This window comes from Micromonospora aridisoli, from assembly GCF_056150025.1.
In genome coordinates this window covers 281849-304166 of record NZ_JAXCFK010000007.1, presented here as the reverse complement: position 1 = coordinate 304166, position 22318 = coordinate 281849, and the positions used below count along the sequence as shown (strand labels likewise).

General features: G+C 71.6%; 12 protein-coding genes. All 12 read left to right on the top strand.

The window, feature by feature from the left end; genetic code table 11:
- Genes SM447_RS17455 through SM447_RS17400 form a run of 12 tightly spaced genes read left to right on the top strand, consistent with a single transcriptional unit; the run spans nucleotide 1 to nucleotide 22229 of the window.
- Nucleotides 1-5409, top strand: coding sequence for an SDR family NAD(P)-dependent oxidoreductase (locus SM447_RS17455; protein WP_474573868.1), 5409 nt, complete (start codon nucleotides 1-3; stop codon nucleotides 5407-5409).
- Nucleotide 5410: 1 nt separating this feature from the next.
- The gene (locus tag SM447_RS17450; protein ID WP_474573867.1) at nucleotides 5411-8686 is read left to right on the top strand and encodes a non-ribosomal peptide synthetase; all 3276 of its coding nucleotides are present in this window, start codon (nucleotides 5411-5413) and stop codon (nucleotides 8684-8686) included.
- Nucleotides 8683-14685 (top strand): amino acid adenylation domain-containing protein, encoded by a 6003-nt coding sequence (locus tag SM447_RS17445; protein WP_474573866.1) that lies wholly within the window; start codon nucleotides 8683-8685, stop codon nucleotides 14683-14685. Before SM447_RS17450 ends, SM447_RS17445 begins: the two co-directional genes overlap by 4 nt.
- A complete protein-coding gene (locus SM447_RS17440) occupies nucleotides 14682-15482 on the top strand; it encodes a thioesterase II family protein (RefSeq protein ID WP_474573865.1) in 801 nt (266 codons plus the stop codon). The genes SM447_RS17445 and SM447_RS17440 overlap by 4 nt, the downstream gene beginning before the upstream one ends.
- Nucleotides 15475-16212: a 3-oxoacyl-ACP reductase FabG gene (gene fabG / locus SM447_RS17435; protein ID WP_474573864.1), complete on the top strand. Its 738-nt coding sequence runs from the start codon at nucleotides 15475-15477 to the stop codon at nucleotides 16210-16212. The genes SM447_RS17440 and fabG overlap by 8 nt, the downstream gene beginning before the upstream one ends.
- Nucleotides 16209-17699 carry an MFS transporter gene (locus SM447_RS17430; RefSeq protein WP_474573863.1) on the top strand — a complete coding sequence of 497 codons (1491 nt, stop codon included), beginning with the start codon at nucleotides 16209-16211 and terminating at the stop codon, nucleotides 17697-17699. The genes fabG and SM447_RS17430 overlap by 4 nt, the downstream gene beginning before the upstream one ends.
- Nucleotides 17699-18595 carry a thiamine pyrophosphate-dependent dehydrogenase E1 component subunit alpha gene (locus tag SM447_RS17425; protein WP_474573862.1) on the top strand — a complete coding sequence of 299 codons (897 nt, stop codon included), beginning with the start codon at nucleotides 17699-17701 and terminating at the stop codon, nucleotides 18593-18595. Before SM447_RS17430 ends, SM447_RS17425 begins: the two co-directional genes overlap by 1 nt.
- Entirely contained in the window at nucleotides 18592-19572 is a 981-nt protein-coding gene (locus tag SM447_RS17420; protein ID WP_474573861.1) for an alpha-ketoacid dehydrogenase subunit beta, read from the top strand. The genes SM447_RS17425 and SM447_RS17420 overlap by 4 nt, the downstream gene beginning before the upstream one ends.
- Entirely contained in the window at nucleotides 19569-19844 is a 276-nt protein-coding gene (locus SM447_RS17415) for a lipoyl domain-containing protein (protein ID WP_474573860.1), read from the top strand. The genes SM447_RS17420 and SM447_RS17415 overlap by 4 nt, the downstream gene beginning before the upstream one ends.
- On the top strand, nucleotides 19841-20119 hold the full coding sequence (locus tag SM447_RS17410) for an acyl carrier protein (protein WP_474573859.1): 279 nt from the start codon (nucleotides 19841-19843) through the stop codon (nucleotides 20117-20119). The genes SM447_RS17415 and SM447_RS17410 overlap by 4 nt, the downstream gene beginning before the upstream one ends.
- Nucleotides 20104-21066, top strand: a complete 963-nt coding sequence (locus SM447_RS17405; RefSeq protein ID WP_474573858.1) for a 3-oxoacyl-ACP synthase III family protein — start codon at nucleotides 20104-20106, stop codon at nucleotides 21064-21066. Before SM447_RS17410 ends, SM447_RS17405 begins: the two co-directional genes overlap by 16 nt.
- Nucleotides 21066-22229 carry a hypothetical protein gene (locus SM447_RS17400; protein WP_474573857.1) on the top strand — a complete coding sequence of 388 codons (1164 nt, stop codon included), beginning with the start codon at nucleotides 21066-21068 and terminating at the stop codon, nucleotides 22227-22229. Before SM447_RS17405 ends, SM447_RS17400 begins: the two co-directional genes overlap by 1 nt.
- The last annotated feature ends 89 nt before the right edge of the window (nucleotides 22230-22318 follow it).

The window sequence follows — 22318 nt, the reverse complement described above, 5'->3', positions numbered from 1 at the left end:
ATGCCGCAGGACACAGATCTTCCATACGTCGCGGTCATCGGCATGGCCGGTCGGTTCCCCGGCGCGGACGACGTCGACGACTTCTGGCGCGGCGTCGTCGCCGGCCGCGACCTGCTGACCAGGTTCGAGCCCGATCAGGCCGCCGCCGTCGCGCCGGGTCACGTCCCGGTGCAGGGCGTACTGGACGGGGCGGATCTGTTCGACGCGGGACTGTTCGGGTTCAGCCCCAGAGAGGCCGAGGTCCTCGACCCGCAGCAACGGGTCTTCCTGGAGTGCTCGTTCGCCGCGCTCGACGACGCTGGCATCGTCCCCTCGTCCTTCGACGGTCGCGTCGGTGTGTTCGGCGGGTCCTCGCTCAACACGTACCTGCTGAACAACGTGCTGCCGGACCCGACGGCGATGTCCTCCCTCGGTCCGTACCAGGTGATGCAGGCCAGCGACAAGGACTTCCTGTGCACCCGCGTCGCCTACAAGCTGGGGCTCACGGGACCGGCGATCACGGTCCAGACCGCGTGCTCGACGTCCTTGACCGCTATTCATCTGGCCTGCCAGAGCCTGCTGGCCGGTGAGTGCGACGCGGCCCTGGCCGGAGGCGTGAGTATCGGCTCGCCGCTGGCGCAGGGCTACCCGTTCCAGGAGGGCGGTATCGCCAGTCCCGACGGGACGTGCCGACCGTTCGACGCCGAGGCCAAGGGAACCGTGCCCGGCAACGGGGTCGGCGTCGTGGTCCTGCGACGCCTGGAGGACGCGATCGAGGACGGCGACACGATCCTCGCCGTGGTCCGGGGCACGGCCGCCAACAACGACGGCGCGCACAAGGCCGGCTACACCGCGCCGAGCATCGAGGGGCAGGCCTCGGTGATCCGGGAGGCCCTCGCCGTCGCCGGGGTCGGCCCGGAGGAGATCGGGTACCTGGAGGCGCACGGCACCGCGACCGACCTGGGAGACATGATCGAGGTCGCGGCCCTGCGCCAGGTGTTCGGGGACACGGCGGAGAAGACGTGCGTACTCGGAGCCGTCAAGGGCAACGTCGGCCACCTGGACGCCGCCGCCGGGGTCTGCGGCTTCATCAAGACCGTTCTGACACTGGCCAACGAGTGTCTCGCCCCCACCGCCCACTTCGCCTCGCCGAACCCACGGCTCGGGCTCGACGCCAGCCCCTTCGAGGTGTTGGGCGAGGCGAGGCCCTGGCCCCGGCAGGACCGACCCCGCCTCGCCGGGGTGAGCTCGTTCGGTATCGGTGGGACCAACGTCCACGTCGTCCTCGAAGAGGCACCGGAGCCCGAACCGGCGCACCCTCCCGTGGATGACGGCACGCCGCTGCTGCTCACGGTCTCCTCCAGCAGCCCGCAGGCCGTCAGGCAGACCGCCCGCGTACTCGCCGACCATCTGGAGGAACGGCGTCCCCACCTGCCGCAGGTCGCGGCTGCCCTGGCGCGCCGCCGTGACCTCGACCGGCGGGCGGCCGTGGTCGCCACCGGCGTCGACGACGCGGTCCGGCGGCTGCGTGACCTGGCCACCGGTCAGGTGGTGAACGCCCGTCCGCGACGCCGGGTGGTCTTCATGTTCCCGGGGCAGGGTGCCCAGTATCCCGGCATGGCCGCGGGGCTCTACGCCGCTGACCAGACGTTCGCACGTGCCTTCGACGAGTGCGTCACGGCCTTCCAGGACCGGGCCGGTCTCGATGTCGCCGACCTGGTCCTCGGCGAACGCACACCGGAGGCCGACGCGCGCCTGGCCCGGACCGAGTTCACCCAGCCGGCGTTGTTCGCCGTCGAGTATGCGCTCGCCCGCACCTGGATGTCGGCGGGGGTCGAACCGGCGGCGATGGTCGGGCACAGCATCGGCGAGTACGTCGCCGCCTGTCTGGCCGGCGTCATGGAGCTGCCCGACGCCGTCCGCCTGGTCGCGGCTCGGGGACGGCTGGTCCAGACGATGCCGACCGGAGCCATGCTCGCCGTGACGCTCACCCCGTCCGCCGTGGCGGAGGTTCTCGCCGTGGCGGCGCCGGACTGCGTCGTGGCAGCGGTCAACGCGCCGGAACTGGTGGCGGTATCCGGACCGGTGGCGTCCATCGCCCGGTTGGAGAAGCATCTGTCCTCCGCCGGGGTCGGTCACCGCCGGCTGCACACCTCGCACGGGTTCCACAGCCCGGCCATGGACGGTGCGGTGGCCCCGCTGACGGCCGTCGTCGCCACGACGGCCCTGCGTCCGCCGCGGATTCCCTTCTACTCGAACACCAGCGGCCGGCTGATCACCGCGGCGCAGGCCCAGGACCCCGGGTACTGGGGCCGACACCTGCGGGAACCGGTGCTCTTCCACGACGCGATCACCGATCTGCTGACCGACGACAGGACGGTGCTGCTCGAGGTGGGGCCGGGTCGTACCCTCGGCGATCTGGTGCGCCTACGCCCCGGCCTGGGCGCCGACCACGTGGTGATCTCCTCGTTGCGTCACCCGCACGACCGCGTCGGCGACCGGGAGACCATGCTGGCCGCGGCGGGGGCGTTGTGGGCGGCCGGTGCCGAGTGCGACCACCGGCGTCTCGAAACCCCGGCCCCCGGGCCGCGTGCCCGGCGGCTACCGACCCGCTCGCTGACCCGTGAGCGTTACTGGATCGACCCGGCAGGCCGGGAGGCGGCGAAGCCGGCCGCTGCCGCGGCGGTTGGTCCGGTCGTCGTCCCGACCTGGCGTCGCGCCACCGTCGAGCCGCCCGGCCAGGCCCGTCCCGAACAGCGCTGGGTGTTGCTCGACGACTCCGCCGCGCTCGGCCGTGCGCTCGCCGAGGCTCTCGACGCGGCTGGCCGGACGGTCCGCCGTCTCGGGCCGGCGGAGCTGGACGCGGCTTCGCTGCCGCGCCACATCTCCGACGCGCTCGCCGGTGGGGGCGACGAACTCGTGGTCGTGGTCGTGCCCGGCGAGCCGGCCGACGAGACGGCGGCACGACACAGTGCCGCACAACGCCTGATCGACCTGTCCCTGGCGGTGGAGGCCCTCGACGCCGAGACTCCGCTGACGGTCGCCGCGCTGACCCGCGGGGTCTTCGACGTGCTCGGCGACGAGCGGACCGTCGTCGCCGACGCCATCGGTCAGGGCCTCGTCGGCGGGCTGGTGCACGAGCGACCGCACGCTCGCCAACTGATCGTCGACGTGCCCGGTGACGACCCCTGGGTCCCGGCGGTGGTGGCGGCGCTCACCTCGTACACCGGTGTCGTCGCGGTGCGCGGACGACACTGCTGGGTTCGCGAGTACGTGGACGCGGTCACCGCGCCCGGGCACTCGGGCCTGCGCGACGGCGGCACGTATCTCATCACCGGCGGGCTGGGCGGGGTCGGCCTGGCGCTGGCGCAGCACATCGCCTCCCGAGTGGCCAGGCCCACGCTCGTCCTGGTCAGCCGACGCGGTGAGGCCACCGGTGAACTCGCCGACCAGTTGAAGTCCCTCGACGCGGTGGCAGACGTCGTCACCCGGGCCTGCGACGTGACCGATCCGGCCGAGGTGGCCCGCCTGGTGGACGACCTCGCCGGTCGTGGTCGCCTGCCCGACGGAGTGATCCACGCCGCCGGGATCAGCGGTGGCGCCGTGCTGGCCCGGTCGACCGTCGACAGCGTCGACGACGTCGTGCGACCCAAGCTCGACGGGGCGCGGGCGGTGGCGGCCGCCTTCGCCGACCATCGCCTGGACTTCCTCATGCTGTGCTCGTCCCTCACGGTCACCACCGGTGGCTTCGGGCAGGGCGACTACGCCGCCGCGAACGCCGCGCTCGACGCCCTCGCCACGCAGGGGTTGGGCGATCACCCGGTCGTGTCGGTGCAGTGGGGACGCTGGGAAGGCGTCGGGATGGCAGCGGCGATGCCCGGTCGTACCGTCGACCGGTCCGGTGCGGTGCCGGATCATCCCCTCATCGATTCCCGGGTCGCGGTCTCCGAGGCCGAGGAGACCCTCACGACGATCCTGCGTACGGAGAAGGACTGGGTCGTCGACGACCACCGTCTCATGGGCCACGGGCTCGTCCCGGGAACGGCATACCTGGAGATCGTGCGAGCGGCCCTGGCCGACCGCGTGGACGGTGGCACGCTCGAACTGCGCGACATCATGTTCGTCCAGCCGGTCGTGGTGCCCGACGGTGCCGAACGGACGATCCACACCACGGTGCGCGACGTGGGCGAAGGCACCATCGAGTTCACCGTCCGCAGCCGAGACACCAGCGGCGGGGTCTGGCAGGCGCATGCCACCGGGTGGGCCCGGGTGCTCGGCCCCGGCCAGAACAGCCGCCGCGACCTTGCCGCCGTACGCGAACAGTGCCGCGTCCGGGAGACTCTCCGGTCGCGTCAGGAGATCCTCGACCGGGCGCGCGCGGAGCGCTGGACCGACGGTCCCCTGCGGTTCCAGGTCGGACCCCGGTGGGAGGTCCTGGACACGCTGGAGCTGGGCGAGGGGCACGTGCTGGCACGGCTGGCCCTCGACGAGCGCTTCCTGGACGACGTGCAGACCTACCAGCTGCATCCCGCGCTGCTCGACATGGCGGTGGGTGTCTTCCGGATCGACGCCGACGACCCGAACTATCTGCCGCTGAGCTACGGCGCGGTCCGCCAGCACCACCCCCTGACGCCGGTGATCTGGTGCCACGCGTGGGCGGCGGACCGCAACCGGGAGTCCGTGGAGACCCTCTCCTGCGACATGGAGATCCTCGACGAGGAGGGGAGGCTGCTCGTCGAGATCACCGACTACGCGGTCAAGCGGGTGCAGGACGTCGACACCCTCATGGAGCAGATCACCGTCAGCGTCGAGGCCGCCCGTGTGCTCGTGGACGGATCCGGTGAGCCGGACGTGCTCAACGAACTGTCACGCGGCCTGGACCTGTCGACCGCCACGGCCGCGTTCGACGCCGTGCTCGCCTGCCCGAACCTGCCCCGCCACGTGCTCGTCACCCCTCGCCCGGTGGCGGAGATGGTGGCGTTGGCGGACCGGGCCACCGAGGCGCTGTTCGGGGTGGCCGACGGCTCGGCAGAGGCGGGCAGCCGCCATCCACGGCCCGCGCTCGACACGCCACTGGTCGAGCCGCGTACACCGGTCGAGGCGGACATCGCGGCGATCTGGGAGGAGACCCTCGGCATCGACCGGGTGGGCGTGCTCGACGACTTCTTCGCGCTCGGCGGTCACTCCCTCGCGGCCGTCCAGATCGGTACGCGGGTGCGGAGCCGGCTCGGCGTGTCGTTCGACCTGAAGGACTTCTACGGGACCCCGACGGTGGCCCACCTCGCGGCCCTCGTCTCCACCGCCGAGGAAGCCAGGCCGGACGAGGTGCCGCTGGTCCGGGTCACCGACGAGATCGACGACCTCGTGTCCGACATGACGCCCGAGGAGATCGACCGACAGCTGCGAGCGATGCTCGCGGAAGGGCACTGACATGGCCGCGATTGACCCGGACCAGCTCACCGTCGAGGAGAAGCGGGCACTGCTGGTCGAAGGACTGCGCCGCAGCCGGCAGCGGGAGTTCCCTGCCTCGTTCCCGCAGCAGCGGATGTGGTTCCTCGAGCAGCTCATGCCCGGAAACACGTCGAACAACCTGCCCCGGGCCGTCCGCATCACCGGCCCACTGGACATCGAGGCGTGGTCGAAGGCGGTCAACCGGATCGTCGAACGCCACGAGGCGCTGCGGACCACCTTCCGCGACGAGGACGGCAGCCCGGTGCAGGTCGTCCATCCCTGGTTGGAGCCGGAACTCGTGGTCGAGGACCACCCCGAGCTGGCCGCCCCGGACGCGTGGGACGCGATCCAGGAGCGCGCCCAACGGGAGTTCAACCGGGCGTTCGACATCGGAACCGGCCCGCTGCTGCGGCTGCGGTTCCTCCGGCTGCACGCCGACGACCACATCCTGCTGGTCACCATCCACCACATCGCCGCCGACCTCTGGTCCACGACGCAGTTCCTGACCGAACTCGCGGCGCTGTACGGGGAGATCACCGGTGGGCGGACGGCGGAACTGCCGCACCTGCCGATCCAGTACTCCGACTACTCGCGATGGCAGCACCGCCGCGTGGCGGAGGGCGCCGCCGCGTCCGACCTCGACTACTGGCGGGAGGCGCTGGACGGCGCCCCGGGCGGCATCGACCTGCCGGCCGACCGTCCCCGTCCCCCGATCCAGGGCATCCGGGGCTCCACGGTCCTGTTCGAGCTTGAGCCGGCCATGTTCGACCGGTTACGCGCGTTCTGCAAGGACGCGGGGGTGACCCCGTTCATGGCCACCCTGGCCGCCTTCTCCGCGCTGCTGGCGCGGCTCAGCCGGACCGACGACGTGGTCGTCGGTGTGCCCACCGCCAACCGCGACCGCGACGAGATCAAGCACCTGATCGGCTACTTCGTGAACATGTTGCCGATGCGGGTCCGCATCGACCCGGCCGGCGGCTTCCGGAGCCTCGTCCAGCAGGTGCGGTCGACGGCGCTGGGTGCCTTCGCCCACCAGGAACTCTCCTTCGAGCAGATCGTCGACGCCGTGCAGCCCGAACGGGACGCGGCGCGCAGCCCGCTGTTCCAGGTGTCCTTCATCTACCAGAACATCGACATCCCGACGTTCACGGCGGGTGGACTGTCGCTGGAGCCGCTGGACATCCCGAGCCGTACGGCGCGATTCGACCTGGAACTGCAGGTGTTCGAGGGTGACGGGCTGACCGGCTGGTTCGAGTACAACACCGATCTGTTCGACCAGTCGACCGTCGAGCGGTTCGGGCGGGAGTTCAGCACGCTGATCCGCGGGCTGCTCGACGATCCCGACCGGGCGGTGTCCACCGTCAGCCTCCTCGACGCCGGTGACCTGCGAGAAATCCAGGCCCTCGGACGAGGCCCGCGCCGGGACTGGGGCACCTCCGGCCTGGCCGACGACCTCGTCCGGCAGAGCGCGGCGGCGCGACCCGACCACCTGGCCGTGATCGGCCATGGGCGGTTGACGTACCGCGAGTTGCTCGCCGAGGTGGACGCGCTGGCGGTCCGACTTCAGGCCCGCGGGGTGGGCCGGGGGAGTCTGGTGGGCATCTGTCTGCCCCGGGACGAGCGGATCGTCATCGCGCTACTCGCGGTGCTCACCTGTGGAGCCGCGTACGTCCCCATCGACCCCGCCTTCCCCGAGTCGCGGATCCGGCACATGATCGAGGACTCCGGGCTGAACCTGGCCATCGCCGCCGAGGAGACCGGCGAACTGGTGGGCGCCTCGGCGGTCGAGATGCTGGACCTCCCGGGGCCCGGAACGTCGACCGGCGGCCCCGCGCCGCGCCCGGTCGAAGGACGATCCGGCGAGGACATCGCCTACGTCATCTACACGTCGGGTTCCACCGGTGTGCCCAAGGGCGTCGTCGTCCCCCAGCGGGCGCTCGACAACTTCCTCCGGTCGATGGCCGAGCGGCCCGGTATGACGGCGGGCGACGTCCTGGTCGCCGTGACCACGTTCTCGTTCGACATCTCCATGCTCGAACTGCTGCTGCCGTTGAGCGTCGGTGGCACGGTGGTGCTGGCCGGCCGGGACGTGGTGGTCGACGCCGTACGCCTGGCGGCGCTGCTCGACGACAGCGGCGCCGACGTCATGCAGGCCACGCCCACCACCTGGCGGATGCTGCTCGACCAGGGGTGGCGTCCGGCGGGTCCGTTCCGCGCGTTCGTCGGCGGGGAGGCGCTCCCGTCGGCGCTGGCCGCGGACCTGACGGCGGTCGTCGACGAGACGTGGAACATGTACGGCCCGACGGAGACGACGATCTGGTCCTCGGTGGACCGGGTGGGTGACGGTCCGGTCCGCCTGGGCGAGCCGATCGCCAACACCGACCTCCTGGTGGTCGAGCCGAGCGGCCTGCCCGCGCCCATCGGCGTCGCCGGTGAGTTGTGGATCGGCGGCAGCGGGGTGAGCCTCGGCTACTGGCAGCGCCCCGAGCTGACCGCCGAGCGGTTCGTCACCCGCCCCGACGGGGAGGGACCGTGGTATCGCACCGGTGACCTGGTACGCCGGGACGGCAACGGCGATCTAGAGTTCCTCGGGCGGCTCGACCATCAGGTGAAGCTCCGGGGCTACCGGGTCGAACTCGGCGAGGTCGAAGCGGCCCTCATGGCGGACGAGGCGATCGCCGAAGCGGTGGCGGTGGTACGCGAGGACACCCCCGGCGACCAGCGGCTGGTCGGATACGTGCGTCTCGTCGACGGTGCCGGGCCATTGGATCGCGCCGCCCTGCAGCGGCGTCTCGCCGACCGGCTGCCCGAATACATGATCCCGCCGGTGATCGTGCCGCAGGAACGTCTGCCGCTCACCGCCAACGGGAAGGTCAACCGGTCGGCTCTTCCCCGGCCGGGGGTGATCGAGCGTGAGTACGTCGCGCCGCGCACCGCGACCGAGAAGGTCGTCGCCGCCATCTGGGAAGAGGTCCTGCAGGTCGACCGGGTCGGCCTCGGTGACGACTTCTTCGCGCTCGGCGGGCACTCGCTGCTCAGCACGCGGGTGCTGGTCAGGGTCCGCACCGCGTTCGGCGTGAATGTTCCCCTCCAGCGGATCTTCCGGGATCCGACGGTGGCGGGTCTCGCGGCCGCGGTCGGTGAACTCGCCGACAGCCCGGACGCGGTCGAGCGTACGGCGGAGCTGATCCTGGAGATGTCGACCCTCGCCGATGACGAGGTCGTCGCCGAGCTGCGCAGCGAGGCGAAACGATGAGTCCTCGTCTCAACCTCAGCCCGGAGCGACTCGCGCTCCTCGACAGCCGGCTGCGGGCCGAGGGCGTCAACCGAGGGCCGCGGCTGACCGTCGAACGGCGCGCCGAGCCGGCGAGTCCGGTGCCCCTCACCCCGCAGCAACGGCAGATGTGGATCCTCGACCAGATCGTGGGCGATGTCTCGCCGTACGTGATCCTCGGCGGGCTGCGGATCGACGGTCCACTCGACGTGGATCTCTTCACGCGGGCGTGTGACGCGATGTCGCGGCGCCACGAGTCGCTGCGGACGGTGTTCCGTGATCTCGGGGACGGGCCCCGACAGGTGGTTCTGGACGGCCTGAGCCCACGCGTGACGGTGTCGGAGAGCGCGGGCGACCCCACCGAGGCGGTCCGCTCCCACCAGGACGACATGGCGCTGGAGCCCTTCGACCTGGCGCAGGGTCCGCTGCTCCGCGTCCACGTGCTGCGTTTCGGGACCGACGACCACGCCGTGATCTTCGGGATGCACCACATCGTGTCGGACATGTGGTCGATCGGCGTGCTGATGCGCGAGGTGATGCAGATCTACCACGGGCTCGTCCGGGGATCGGCCGCGCTCGCCCCGCTCTCCATCGACTACCCGGACTTCGCGGTCTGGCAGGCGGCCCGGGAGGGTGACCACGAGGCCACCGACATCGCCTACTGGACGGGCCGGCTCGCGGGCGCCGACCCGGAGACCGGGCTGGTGGGCGATCGGCCCCGACCGGCGGAGAAGTCGTACCGGGGACGGTCCGTACCGATCCTGGTCCCGGCCGCGGTGGCCGGCGCTGTCACGACGTTGGCCAAGGAGCTGGGCTGCACCCGGTTCATGGTGCTGGCCGCCGCGTTCGCGGCGTTCCTCGTTCGGGTCGGTCAGCACGAAGAGGTGGTGATCGGTACTCCCGTCGCGGGTCGCCCGCTGCCCGAACTCGAGGGGTTGATCGGGTGCTTCGTCAACACCGTCGCCCTGCGCCTGGACGCCGCCGACGATCCCACCTTCCGCGAACTCGTGACGCGTACCTCGGCCACGGCCCTGGAGGCGTTCGCGCACGAGCGGACGCCGTTCGAGAAGGTCGTGCAGAGCCTCGCACCCGGCCGGAGCCTCGCGCGCAACCCCGTGTTCCAGGCGATGTTCTCCTTCCAGAACGCCCCGCTGCCCCGATGGGACCACGGTGACCTGCGCATCCGTCCGCTCGGCGTCGAGGCGCTGACGGCGAAGTTCGACATCCAGTTGGATCTCATCGAGGAGGGCGATGATCTCTGGGGTCGGCTCGTGTACAGCGCTGACCTGTTCGACGAGGCCCGCGGCGCGTTCTTCGCGGAACAGCTCAACCGGGTCCTGAGGATCGCCGTCACCGAACCCGATCGGCCGCTGAGCGGCATCGACGTGCTCGACCTGGCGTGGCGGCGACGCGTCCTCGGCTGGGGTGACGGCGGCGATCCGCTGGTGCCGGAGGCGACCAACGTCTACCAGCTTGTCGCCCGGGTGGCGGAGGAACATCCGGATGCCGTCGCCGTCGCGACCCGCAGCGGCGACACGACCTACGCGCAGCTCCTCGGGTACGCCGATCGGCTGGCGGCGCGGCTCGCCGCCGCCGGGGTGACCTCCGCCGACGTGGTGGGTCTGGCGTACGAGACCGACGAGCGCTTCCTCACGACGATGCTCGCGTGCTGGCGGCTGGGGGCGGCCTACCTTCCCCTCGATCCCGGCTGGCCGGACGAGCGGATCGACTTCATGCTCCGCGACTGCGGCGCGTCCGTCGTCGTCGGGGAGCGTCAACCCGGCGGGTTCGTCCTCCTGGCCGCCGACGCGGCCGGGGAGGTCGCCGCGCAGCCGCCGGCCGTCGACACCGGCACCGGCCGGCTCGCCTACGTCATCTTCACCTCGGGCACCACCGGGCGTCCCAAGGGGGTCGCGGTTTCCCAGCGGGCCCTCCTGCACTACGTCCGTAACGTGCCGCCCAGGCTCGGGTGGGGGTGCCCGGGGGAGAGCTACGCGCTGCTCCAGCAGGCCCACACCGACTTCGCGTTGACGACGCTCGTCACCTCGCTGACCACCGCCGGCACCCTGCGCATCCTGGGACGAACGGACGCGACCGATCCGGCCACGGTGGCGGCCACGCTACGGGCCGTCGACCACGCGAAGCTCGTCCCGTCACACCTGATGGCGATCGTCTCGGCGACCGGCGCGGCGACGGTGTGGCCGCGCCGCGGACTCGTCCTCGGCGGTGAGAGCATCGCGGTCGACGACCTGGCCAGACTCTGCACCGAGCGGCGCGGCCGTCGGCTGGTCAACCACTACGGGCCGACGGAGACGACGATCGGGGCGCTCACCGGCGCGGTGGGCGAGGCGGACGTCGCGCGCGGCACCCTCGCCCTCGGCAGGCCCGTGCCGGGAATGCGTGCGCGCGTGCTCGACGCCGCAGGTCGGCTCGTCCCGCCCGGAGTGATCGGCGAGCTGCACCTGGCGGGCGCGCAGTTGTGCGAGGGCTACGTCAATCGGCCGGACCTGACCGCCGAGCGTTTCGTGCCGGACCCGTTCGGCCCGCCGGGCGCGGTCATGTACCGCACGGGTGACCGGGTCTGGTGGGACATGGACGGACGGATCCGGTTCGTCGGTCGGATCGACCACCAGGTGAAGATCCGCGGCTACCGGATCGAGCCGGCCGAGGTCGAGATGGCGGTGCTCGCCGCCCCCCGGGTGACCGCCTGCTGCGTGTGCGCCCGTGGCGACGGTCGGCTGGTCGCCTACGTCACCGGCGAGCCGGGGGCCGCGGCGGTCACGCGGCGGGAGGTCCTGGACGCGGTGTCCCAACGGCTGCCGGATCACATGATGCCCACCGATGTCGTCGTGCTCGACGCGCTGCCACTCCAGAGCACCGGCAAGGTCGACCGGGCCGCCCTGCCCTGGCCGGTCCAGGCCGCCGTCGACGACGCCTCGGCGGTCGCCCCCGACGCACCGGACGAGCTGGCCATGGCCGAGGTGTTCCAGGCCGTCCTCGGCCGGCCGGTCCATGACGCGCATGCCACCTTCTTCGACCTCGGCGGCGATTCGATCAAGGCTATTCATCTGGTGTCCGCAGCCCGCGAAGCGGGTTTCGAGCTGACGACCCGCGACGTCTTCCTGCACCAGAGCGTCGCCGCGCTCGCCGCTGCCAGCCCTCGATCAGGCGCCCGGGCGAGCATCGTCCACGATCCGGGAACCGGAGTCGTGCCGACCTGGCCCATGCTGGCGCGGATGCGTTCGGCGGGCACCCGGTTGGCCGGCTACACGCACCGGGTGCTGCTCCGACTTCCCGCGACGCCCCGGCCGGCGGACCTTCAGCGGGCGCTGGACGCGGTTGTCGCGCATCACCGGATCCTGGCGGCGCGGCTGGAGACCGACCGTGAGCAGTGGCGGCTGATCGTCCCCGACGCACCGCCCTCCGTCGAGCTGGTCCTCGTCGACGCCGACGGTGTCAGCGACGAGGCCCTCGACCGGTTGCTCGCCACGCACGTCGGAGCGGCCAGCGGCGGTCTCGACCCCCGGGCGGGGCGTAACGTCGCCGCGGTCCTGCTGGACCGGGGATCCGACGAGCGTCCGCTGCTCGCCGTGGTCATCCACCACGTCGTCGTCGACGCCGTGTCGTGGGGGATCGTCCTCGGCGACCTGCGCCGAGCGTGGCAGCAGATCGCCGAGGGCGGCACCGCCGAGCTACCGGCGGTACCCGTGTCCATGCACTCCTGGGCACGGGCCGTCGCGGACCTGACCGGTAGCGACGAGGTCCGCCACCGTACCGAGTTCTGGGGCGGGATCGGGGCCGGAACGACGGCCGTCCTCCCCGTACCCGACGTCGGTGCCCGCACCCGTGAGCTCGTCCAGGAGGTCGACCCGCGGCTGAGCGCGCGGCTGCTCGACACCGCCGTCGTGGAGTTCGGCGTCGGTGTCGACGAGTTGTGCCTGACCGCGATGGGAATCGCGCTGTCCGAGGTGCTCGACCCGGGCTGCGACGACGCGGAGGTACTCGTCGAGGTCGAAGGCCACGGCCGCGACGTCGCGGCGGTGGACACCGTCCGGACGGTCGGGTGGCTGACCGAGGTCCATCCGATCCGCGTGCCCGTGCGCGCCGCGGCGGCCCGTTCGGCGGCCACGCTGGCCGACGCCGTGCGGGACACGGTGCAGGCCGCCCGCGCCGTGGCGGACGTCGGCTGGACCTACGGCGTGCTGCGCTATCTCCACCCCGGTGGACAGCAGGTGCTGCGGGCACCGGACCCGCAGATCGTCTACAACCACCTCGGACGGGTCGGCCAGGGCGCCGGCCAGGGCGACTGGCAGGTCGACACCGCTCGGGCGGCGGCCCTTCGCGATCCCGCCCACGGTCTCGCGCCCAGACTGACGCGGGCACTCAACCTCAACACCCGGATCGAGGGGGACGCCGATCCCCGGCTGCTGGCCGAATGGACCTGGCCCGCAGGTGCGGTGCCGGACGAGACGGTGGACGCCGTGGCCCGGGCCTGGCGGGAGGCGCTGGTCCGCCTCGCGGAGGTGGCGGAGAGCGGCATGGGCGACATCCGGGTCACCCCCGGACGCCCGGGTGGACGCATCACCCGGGTGCCCCGCCGCAGGCCGATGCCGCTCTCCTTCCCCCAGCTCAACAACGTGCTTCAGCCCGCCGGTCTGGACAACCCGCACCACAACGTGGTGGTGGCCACGGTCCTGGCGCCTGCGCCCGGAGCTGCCGAGGCCACCGTGGACGTGACGGCGCTGCGTCGCGCGCTGGTGGAGGTGGTGCGCCGGCACGAGGTGCTGCGCACCCGGATCCTGGAGGTCGACGGTGAGTGGCGGCAGTCGGTGGTCGATGAGCCGGACTGGCCGCTGCGCGTGGTCGACGCCGCCGCCGAGTCCGCTTGGACCGTCGTCGCCGGTGTCATCGCCGAGGAGCAGCGGGTCGGATTCGCGATGGCCGACGGGCGTCCGGCGCGTTCCGCCCTCGTGAACCTGGGGGACGGACGCCACGTCCTGGTCATGGTGCTCCACCACATTGTGATCGACCCCTGGGGCTACGCCCAGCTCCAGCGTGACCTGGCCGAGTCGTACCAGAAGGCCATCGCCGGGCAGGACCCCCGGCTGGAACCGCTGCCGACGTCGTACCTGGACTTCGCGGTATGGCAACAGGACCGGCTGGCCGCGGGCGAGCTCGACGAGCAGGTCAGCTACTGGCGCGAGGCGCTGCGTGACCTTCCCGGACCGCCGACCTTCACCGCGCCGGAACATCAACTCGATCATCCGGTCGACGGGTTCACCCGGGGCTTCGCCCTTTCCGAGGCGGTCACCCGGGACGTGCACGAGGTGTCCAGGCGGCTCGGGGTCACCCCCTTCATGTTCCTCCTGGCGGCGTTCGACACCCTGCACGCCTGCTACTCGGGCTCGGCCGACCTCAGCGTGACGGTGCCGCTGGCCGGCAGGGACCGACCGGAGACGCAGGCGATGGTCGGGTACTTCATCAACGAGATCGTGGTGCGGGTCCGCCTCGACTGGACACACACCTTCGCCGAGGTGGCGGGCCTGGTCCGGGACTCGTTCCTGCAGGGGCAGGCCCACCAGGAGGCACCGCTGCGGCTGCTCTTCGGCGGTCAGCAGCAGCTCGACCCGATGCGGACCATGTTCAACCTGGTCAACTACGAGCCCTTCGCGCTCGATCTGGGGCCGCTGGTGTCCAGCCCGCTCACCGACGTCGGCACGGACAACGACGAGGCGATCATCCCCGAGGTGATCACGGCGATGCAGCCGTTCAACCTGGACCTCTACCTTGCCATGCACGAACGCGACGGTGTCCTCAACGGAATCTGGCTCTTCTCGCCCGAGGTCGTCGGCAGGGACGTGATGGGAGCGATGGCCGACGCCTTCCCCCGGTTGGTGTCGATGGCGGTGGCTGATCCCGAAACGAGCATCGCGTCCCTGCGTGACGCCGTCCTGGCCCGACCGTCCCGGGAGCAGCGATGACGGCGGTCGAGCTGTTCTGCCTGCCCCACGCGGGCGGCAGCGCCGCGCTGTTCAGATCGTGGACGACCGATGCTCCGCCCGGCATCGCGGTCCGCGCCGTGGACTACCCCGGACACGGTACGCGGCGACACGAACCGCTGCTGTGGAAGCTCGACGCGCTGGTGGAGGACGTCATCCTGTCCTGCCGCCGACGCGCATCGGATTCCTTCGCGCTGCTCGGCCACAGTCTGGGCGGAGCCCTCGCCTTCGAGGTCGTCCGGGAACTGGCCCGGCGCGGGGAACCGCAGCCGGTGCGGCTGATCGTCTCGGCGGCCGGACCACCGGGTACGTGGCGGCGGCCGGAATCGGTGACGGAGTGGGACGACGAGGCGGTCCTGGCCGAGATGCGCCGCATCGGCGCGACGCCTGCGGCACTGCTGCGTGATCCGGAACTTCTCGGGAAGACCCTGGACGCGTTCCGCGCCGGTGTCGAGATCCTCGGCCAACTGCCGCTGAAGCCGGCCGTGCTCCTCGACGTTCCGGTGACGGTCCTGGGCGGGGCGGACGACCACGTGGTTCCGGTCCCGACGCTGTCCCGATGGGACGCGACCACCGCGGGCGTGGTCAGCCAGACGATCTTTCCCGGCGGGCACTTCTACGTCGTCGAGCACCGGCGGGCCGTCCTGGACATCGTGGCTCGTCAGCTCCGCCAGGACCTGCTCCGCCCGCCATCGGCGCTCGCCGTCGGACCGGCCGGTACCAGGGCAGCCGCAGACACCAGTACGCGCAGACGAGACGGGGGGTACCGGCGTGACTGAGCCGGGCGTGGCCATCGTGACCGGTGGGAGCAGGGGGATCGGACGGGCGGTCGTGCTCGAACTCGCCCGCCAGGGGTACGACGTGGGCTTCTGCTTCGCCTCGCGGTCGGAGGCGGCCCGGGACGTGGAGGACGAGGTTCGGGCCCTCGGGCGCGACGTCTACTCCCGACGGACCGACGTCGCCGACCGGACGCAGGTCGAGACGTTCCTCGACGGCGCGAGGGACGCCCTGGGTCCGGTGACGTGCCTGGTCGCCTCGGCCGCGGTCGTCCGCGACACCCCGTTGCTGACGATGCGGGACGAGGACTGGGAGCGGGTGATGCGCGTCGACCTCGACGGCGTCTACCACGTCTGCCGAGGAGTCGTCGAGGAGATGGTCGGGCGGCGGCGTGGCGTCGTGGTCACCGTGTCGTCGGTCTCCGGTCTCCGGGGCAACCCCGGCCAGAGCAACTATTCGGCCGCCAAGGCGGGAATCGTGGGATTCACCCTGTCGATGGCGCAGGAACTCGGCAGGTTCGGCATCCGCGCCAACGTGGTGGCCCCCGGTTTCGTCGAGACGGAGCAGGTTGCCGAGCTGCCCGAGGCGTTGCGTACCGAGGCGAAACGTCGAGTCGCGGTGCGGCGCTTCGGCCGTCCCGAGGAAGTGGCGGACGCGGTCGCCTACCTGGCCTCGCCACGGGCGTCATACATCACCGGACAGGTGCTGACCGTCGACGGCGGCCTGTGGTGAATCAACCCGGCCGTCGCCGTTGGGCCATTCTCGCGTTCGCCACCCTGGGACAGTTCGTCGTGGCGATCGACGTGACCGTGGCCAACGTCGCACTGCCCTCGATCCAGGCGGCCGTCGGGCTGTCGGATGCCGGCCGGCACTGGGTCATCGCGGCCTACTCACTGGCGTTCGCGGGGGCCCTCCTGTCCGGGGGCCGGCTGGCCGACACCGTCGGGCATCGAAGGACCTTCGTCGCCGGGCTGATCTCGTTCGGTCTCGCCTCGATCGTCGCCGGTTGTGCCCAGGAGCCGGTGCTCCTGCTGGTCGGACGCGTGTGGCAGGGGCTGTCGGGAGCGGTACTGGCGCCTTCGGCGCTCGCCATCGTCTCCGCGACGTTCCCCCGGGGGCGTGACCGGGCCAGGGCGATGGCCGTCTACAGCTCGGTGGCCGCCAGCGGCCTGGCCCTGGGCCTCGTGGTCGGGGGACTGCTCACCCAGATCCTCACCTGGCGCTGGGCGTTCTGGTTCGCTCTTCCCTTCGTGGCGGTCGCGGCGATGGGCGGCGCGGCGATGCTGCCCCGGGAGACTCACCCGGTGCGGGTGTCCCGCACTGATCTCGTGGGCGGCGCGCTGCTGCTCACCGGCCTGGCCGCCCTCGCCCTTGCCGTGGCCCGGTCGCAGTCCGGCGGGCTCGACGCGACGGTCGTCGCCCTGCTGGCGGCCGGCGTGGTGTCGATCGGGGCCCTGGCCGTCGTGGAGCGCCGGGCGAGCGCCCCGCTGTTGCCGCCGGCGGTGCTGGCGCAGCCGAACCGGATCGGCGCCTACCTCGTCACGACGTGCGTGCTGATGGGGCTGTTCGGCCTGTTCATCCTCGCGACCTTCTACCTCCAGGAGGTCAAGGGGTACTCCCCGGTGCAGACGGGACTCGCGTTCCTCCCCCTGGTCGCGAGCATGGCCCTGGGGGCGACGGTGCTGTCCGGCCGATTCGCCAACACCCGTCCCAGACTGCTCATCCTGGCCGGACTCGCCCTCGCGGTCGTGGCAGTCATGATCATGCAGCGGCTCAGCCCCGCCAGCTCCTACCTGACGGTTCTGCTGCCGGCCGAGATCCTCCTCGGCCTCGGACTGGGCACGGTCCTCGTCCCGTGCACGAACATCTCGACCTACGGGGTCGTCCCGCACCAGGCGGCCGCCGCGTCGGCGATCTACGCGGCGGTTCAGCAGGTGAGCGCCGCGATCGGCACCATCGTGCTGAACGGCGCGGCGGCGGTGGGCGCGGCCTCCCGGGCGGTTGAGCATCCCGGTGCCGGGGCGTCCGAGACCACGATCGCCGGCCTCGTCGGCGCCCTGGGACTCACCATCGGGCTTCTCGTCCTGGCGGCGGTCGCCGCCGTGGTGTTCATCCGACCCACCGAACCCGCCGGTCCCACTCCGCCGAGCCGGTCGCCTGACTCGGACGGTCTCGCCGTGGCCGCGCACCCGACATACCGGACTAGGGAGGAACCCTGATGACGCAGGCGACGACCGAGCTCACCTCGGACATGCGGAGGCTGATCCTCGAGCAGATGCTCGTGGCCCGGGCGGTCGACGAGGAGGCGCTGCTGCTGCGAAAGCAGGGGCTCATCGACCTCTGGGCGCCGTGCAGCGGCCAGGAGGCCCTGCAGGTCGGCGCGGCGTACGCCCTCGACGGGGTGCTCGTCGTGCCGTCCTACCGGGAGGTGGCGGTGGCTCTGACCCGAGGGGCGACACCGGAGCAGGTCGTCTCGGGGTGGTCCGGACGTTCGTTCTGCGGCTGGCAGCCGAGACCGCTGCGGATGTTCCCGTTCACCCTCGTGCTCGGAAGCCAGCTGCTGCCCGCGGTGGGCTACACGCTCGGCACCCGGATTCAGGGACGTGAGGAGCCGGTCGCGGTCTTCTTCGGCGACGGCGCGAGCAGTGAGGGCGACGTCTCCGAGGCGTTCAACCTCGCGGCGGTCGAGCAGGCCAGCGTCCTGTTCCTGAACGTGAACAACGGCTGGGCGATCTCCAAACCCGCGTCCGAACAGATGCGTACGAGCATCGCCCAGCGGGCGGCCGGGTTCGGCCTCGCCTCCCGGCAGGTGGATGGCCGAGATCCCGAGGTCGTGTTCGACGCCGTCACCACCGAACTGAGGCTGCTGGCTGCTCAGCCCGGTCCCCGTCTGATCGAGTTCTCCGTCGACCGGATCCTCAGCCACACCAGCTCGGACTCGCAGGAGGTCTACCGCGACGAGGCGGACATCGCGGCGGCGGTCAGCCGGGATCCCGTGGCCGCCTACCGCCGGCGCCTGCTGGAGGACGGGACCGTCGACCCGGACTGGCTCGCCGACCTGGAGCGAAGGATCCGTGACCTGCGCGCAGACCTGCTGAAGGAGTACGCACGATGACCCAAACGCTCAGCCCGGGCCTGGCGACCAGCATCAACGCCTCGCTGGCGCGGCTCATGGAGGCCGACGACCGCGTCGTCCTGCTCGGTGAGGACATCGGCCGTCTCGGGGGAGTCTTCCGGGTGACCCGTGGCCTGCAGGCCAGGTTCGGCCCGGAGCGGGTACGGGACACGACGCTGGCCGAGTCCAGCATCGTCGGACAGGCCATCGGCATGTCCCTGAGCGGCCTGCTGCCCATCTGCGAGATCCAGTTCGACGGCTTCTGCTTCCCGGCCGCGAACCAGATCGTCACCCAGGCGGCCCGTCTGCACGGCAGATGGGGCGGCACCGACGACCTACACCTGGTGATCCGGATCCCGTCGGGTGGCGGAACCCGGGGCGTGGAACACCACTCGGAGTCCAACGAGAGCATCTTCGCCACGGTTCCCGGGCTCCGGGTGGCCTGCCCGAGCACCGGCGAGGACCATCGTGCGGTGCTCGAGGCGGCGCTCGCCACACCCGGGCCGGTCCTGGTGTACGAGCCCATCCAGCTGTACTGGAAGCGCGTACCGCCGGCTCCTGCCGCCGTGGCACCGAGGCACCCGATGGCGGTGCGGATCGTGCGGCCCGGAACGGACGTGACCCTGGCCACCTACGGCGCGATGACCCTGGCGGCGCTCGCCGCCGCCGAGGAGGTCGCGGGGGAGGTCGACGTCGAGGTCCTGGACCTGCGCTGGATCTCCCCGATCGACCACGACGGCGTACTGGAGTCCGTGCGGCGAACCGGTCGGTTGCTCGTCGTCCAGGAGTCGTGCCTCACCCACGGCGTGGGTGCCGAGGTGGCGGCGACCGTGGCCGAACACGCGTTCGGCTCGCTGAGATCCGCGGTACGGCGGATGGGCGCACCGCACGTGCCGATGCCACCCGCCAACGACGAGTACCAGTACGTCGTGCAGCGCAAGGACATCGTCCAGGCCCTGCTGGAGGTCGCGTCATGAGTGGCGGAGCGGTCGAGATCTGTGTGCCCCCCTTCGGGCAGGGGCTCGAAGAGGTGCTGCTGATCCAGTGGACGGTCGAGCCCGGACAGGAGGTCCGCCGCGGCGACGCGGTGGTCGAGGTCGAGACGGCCAAGGCCACCCAGGAGGTCGTCGCCGAACGTGCGGGAGTCATCCAGTCACTGCTCGCGGAGCCCGGCGCGATGCTCAATGTCGGCGATCCGCTCTACCTGCTGCAACCAACCGAAACCACCGACGAGAGCGGGAAGTCATGAGAAACGCGGTCACCCCCGAACAGGTCCACCAGGTCGTGATCGACGTCGTCACGGAACAGCTGTCCACGTACGACGAGCACGCCGACGAATCGGTCCTGGACGAGCCCATCGCCCAGCTCCCGTTCGACAGCCTCGACACGCTGGAGATCACCCACGAGTTGGAGCGTCGGCTCCAGGTGCAGGCGGACGCGGCGGTGGTCGCCGCCTTCGAGACGCTGCGCGAGTACATCCCGTACCTGCGGTCGTTGGTGGAGCCGTCGTGCCAGCGGGACTGACCGACATCGAGGCCTGGGTACCCCCCGGCCGGATCTCCAACGAGGAGTTCTCCGGGATCTCGCTCACCGATGCCTGGATCACCCGGCGCAGCGGGATCCGTAGCAGATCCTGGTTCGCCGAGGATGCCGACCTCGCGGCCGCCGCGGCCGACGTCGTACGCACCGTCGTCGACCGGGGTGCGGACCGCGAGCGGATCGGCGCCCTGCTCCTGGTGAGCACGTCGAACGACGCGCGGGTACCCGGCCTGGCGCAGGCGGTGGCGACCCGAGCGGGTCTCCCGTCCTCCGTGCTCGGCGTCGACCTGAGCGCCGCGTGTTGCGGCACCGTGTACGGGCTGACCATGGCACTCGGCCTCGTGGCCGCCGGCACGGTGCCGGAGGCCCTGGTGTGTTCCGTCGAGGCGATGTCCCGAATCACCGACAAGCGCGACCGGCAGTCCGCCTTCCTGTTCGGTGACGGGGTCGGCGTGCTGCGGGTGGCGGACCGCGAGGAGTTCGCGCCGCCCCGGTCGGTGGCGGGCTGCGACGCCACCTTCGCCGACCTGATGACGATGGGCCCGAACGGGGTTCAGATCAGGGGCATCCAGGTCTACGAACGGGCGGTGGCGCGGATGGTGAGCGTGCTCGCCGACGTCTCGGCGGACTTCAAGCCGGACGTGGTCGTCGCCCACCAGGCCAACGGCCGGATCCTCGAGGAGGTGCGCCGCAGGCTCCCTGATCCGGCCCCACTGTTCGTCAACCGGATCGCCGAACTGGGCAACACCTCGTCGGCGTCCATTCCTCTCGCGCTCGCCGCGGAACTGACCGATGGCGCCGTTCCCCGGCGGGCCCGGCTCGCCGCGGTGGCGTACGGCGCCGGCGAGTCGTGGGGGGCCGTCTCCGTCGACTACGCCATCGGCCATGAGCTGCCCGTCGGACCGCACCTGTCGACGAAAGGCGGGGTGTGATGGTGAAGACCGAGGCATGGGTCCTGCCCGCGGCGGCCGTGGCCCCGGACTGGGACGGCACCGCGGGCGGTGCCCTCCGGCGGACGGTCATCGAGATCGGCGATCCGGGGCCGGGCGAGGCGCTTGTCGAACCGTTGCTCGGCTCGTGGGAGGCCAACGTCGACCACGCCCTGACCCGCACTCCGATCGACGTCTGCAGCGCCCGGGGAGAGGATTCCGTCGTCCTGGGCAACCTCGGCGTCGTCCGGGTGCTGGAAACCAACCCGGTGCCCGGGGGGCCCGCACTGCCCGCGGGCACCGTCTGCCTGCTCATGCCGTTCGGGCGTCTGGACCGGTACGGCTACGTCGAGCTCGTGCACGCCTACGACTGCCCCGGCACCATGGGACTGCTCGCCCGACGCAGTGTCCTGCCGATGGCCAATCTGCTCCCGCTACCCGAATCGACCCGGCACAGCGTGGAGCAGTGGGCCACCTACGGGCGGTACTTCACGGCCTGGGACAACTGGCGAGCGGCCCTGGGGTGCTGGCGTACCCAACTTCCGGACGCCGATCCCGCCGAGCACCTGGTGCTCGCCTGGGGCGGCGGCGTGGCGCTGGCCGAACTGACGTTGGCCGCTCGCGCCGGCTTCCGGACCGCCATGACCGTCGGTAGCGACGAGCGCCGCGATCTGGTCGAGAAGCTGGGGATCACCGCCCTCGACCGCCGGGAGTGGCCAGGGCTCACCGTGCCGTCCCGGGGGGCCGCTCCCGACGAGGTCGCCCGGCACGAGGCGTCGACGGCCGCCTTCGTCGCCACGGTCCACGAACTCAGCGACGGGCAGGGCGCCTCGATCGTCATCGACAACATCGGCACGCCGCTGTGGAAGCTCACCTCCTCGGTGCTGGCGCGCCAGGGGGTGGTCTCGACCTGCGGATGGAAGGCCGGGATGCGCATCCCGGTGCTGCGCGGTGCCGAGTGCCTGGCCCGGCACCTCCACGTCAACACGCACGTGTGGCGTAGTCAGGACGCGCCGGTGATCAGAGACGTCATGGAGACCACCGACTTCCTGCCGCCGCCGCAGGCGATCGAGGTGTGGGACTTCGAGGACGTCCCGGCCCTCGCACACGCCTACAACCAGGACCGGGTGGCGTCCTACTTCGCGCTCTACCGGGTGAACGACTGATGAGCGCCGAGTCGGCTGCCGGACGAGCCCACGGGCCAGTGACGGGCTCTCGTAACGGCGGCCTCGCGCGCCGCCCACTCATCGACTGA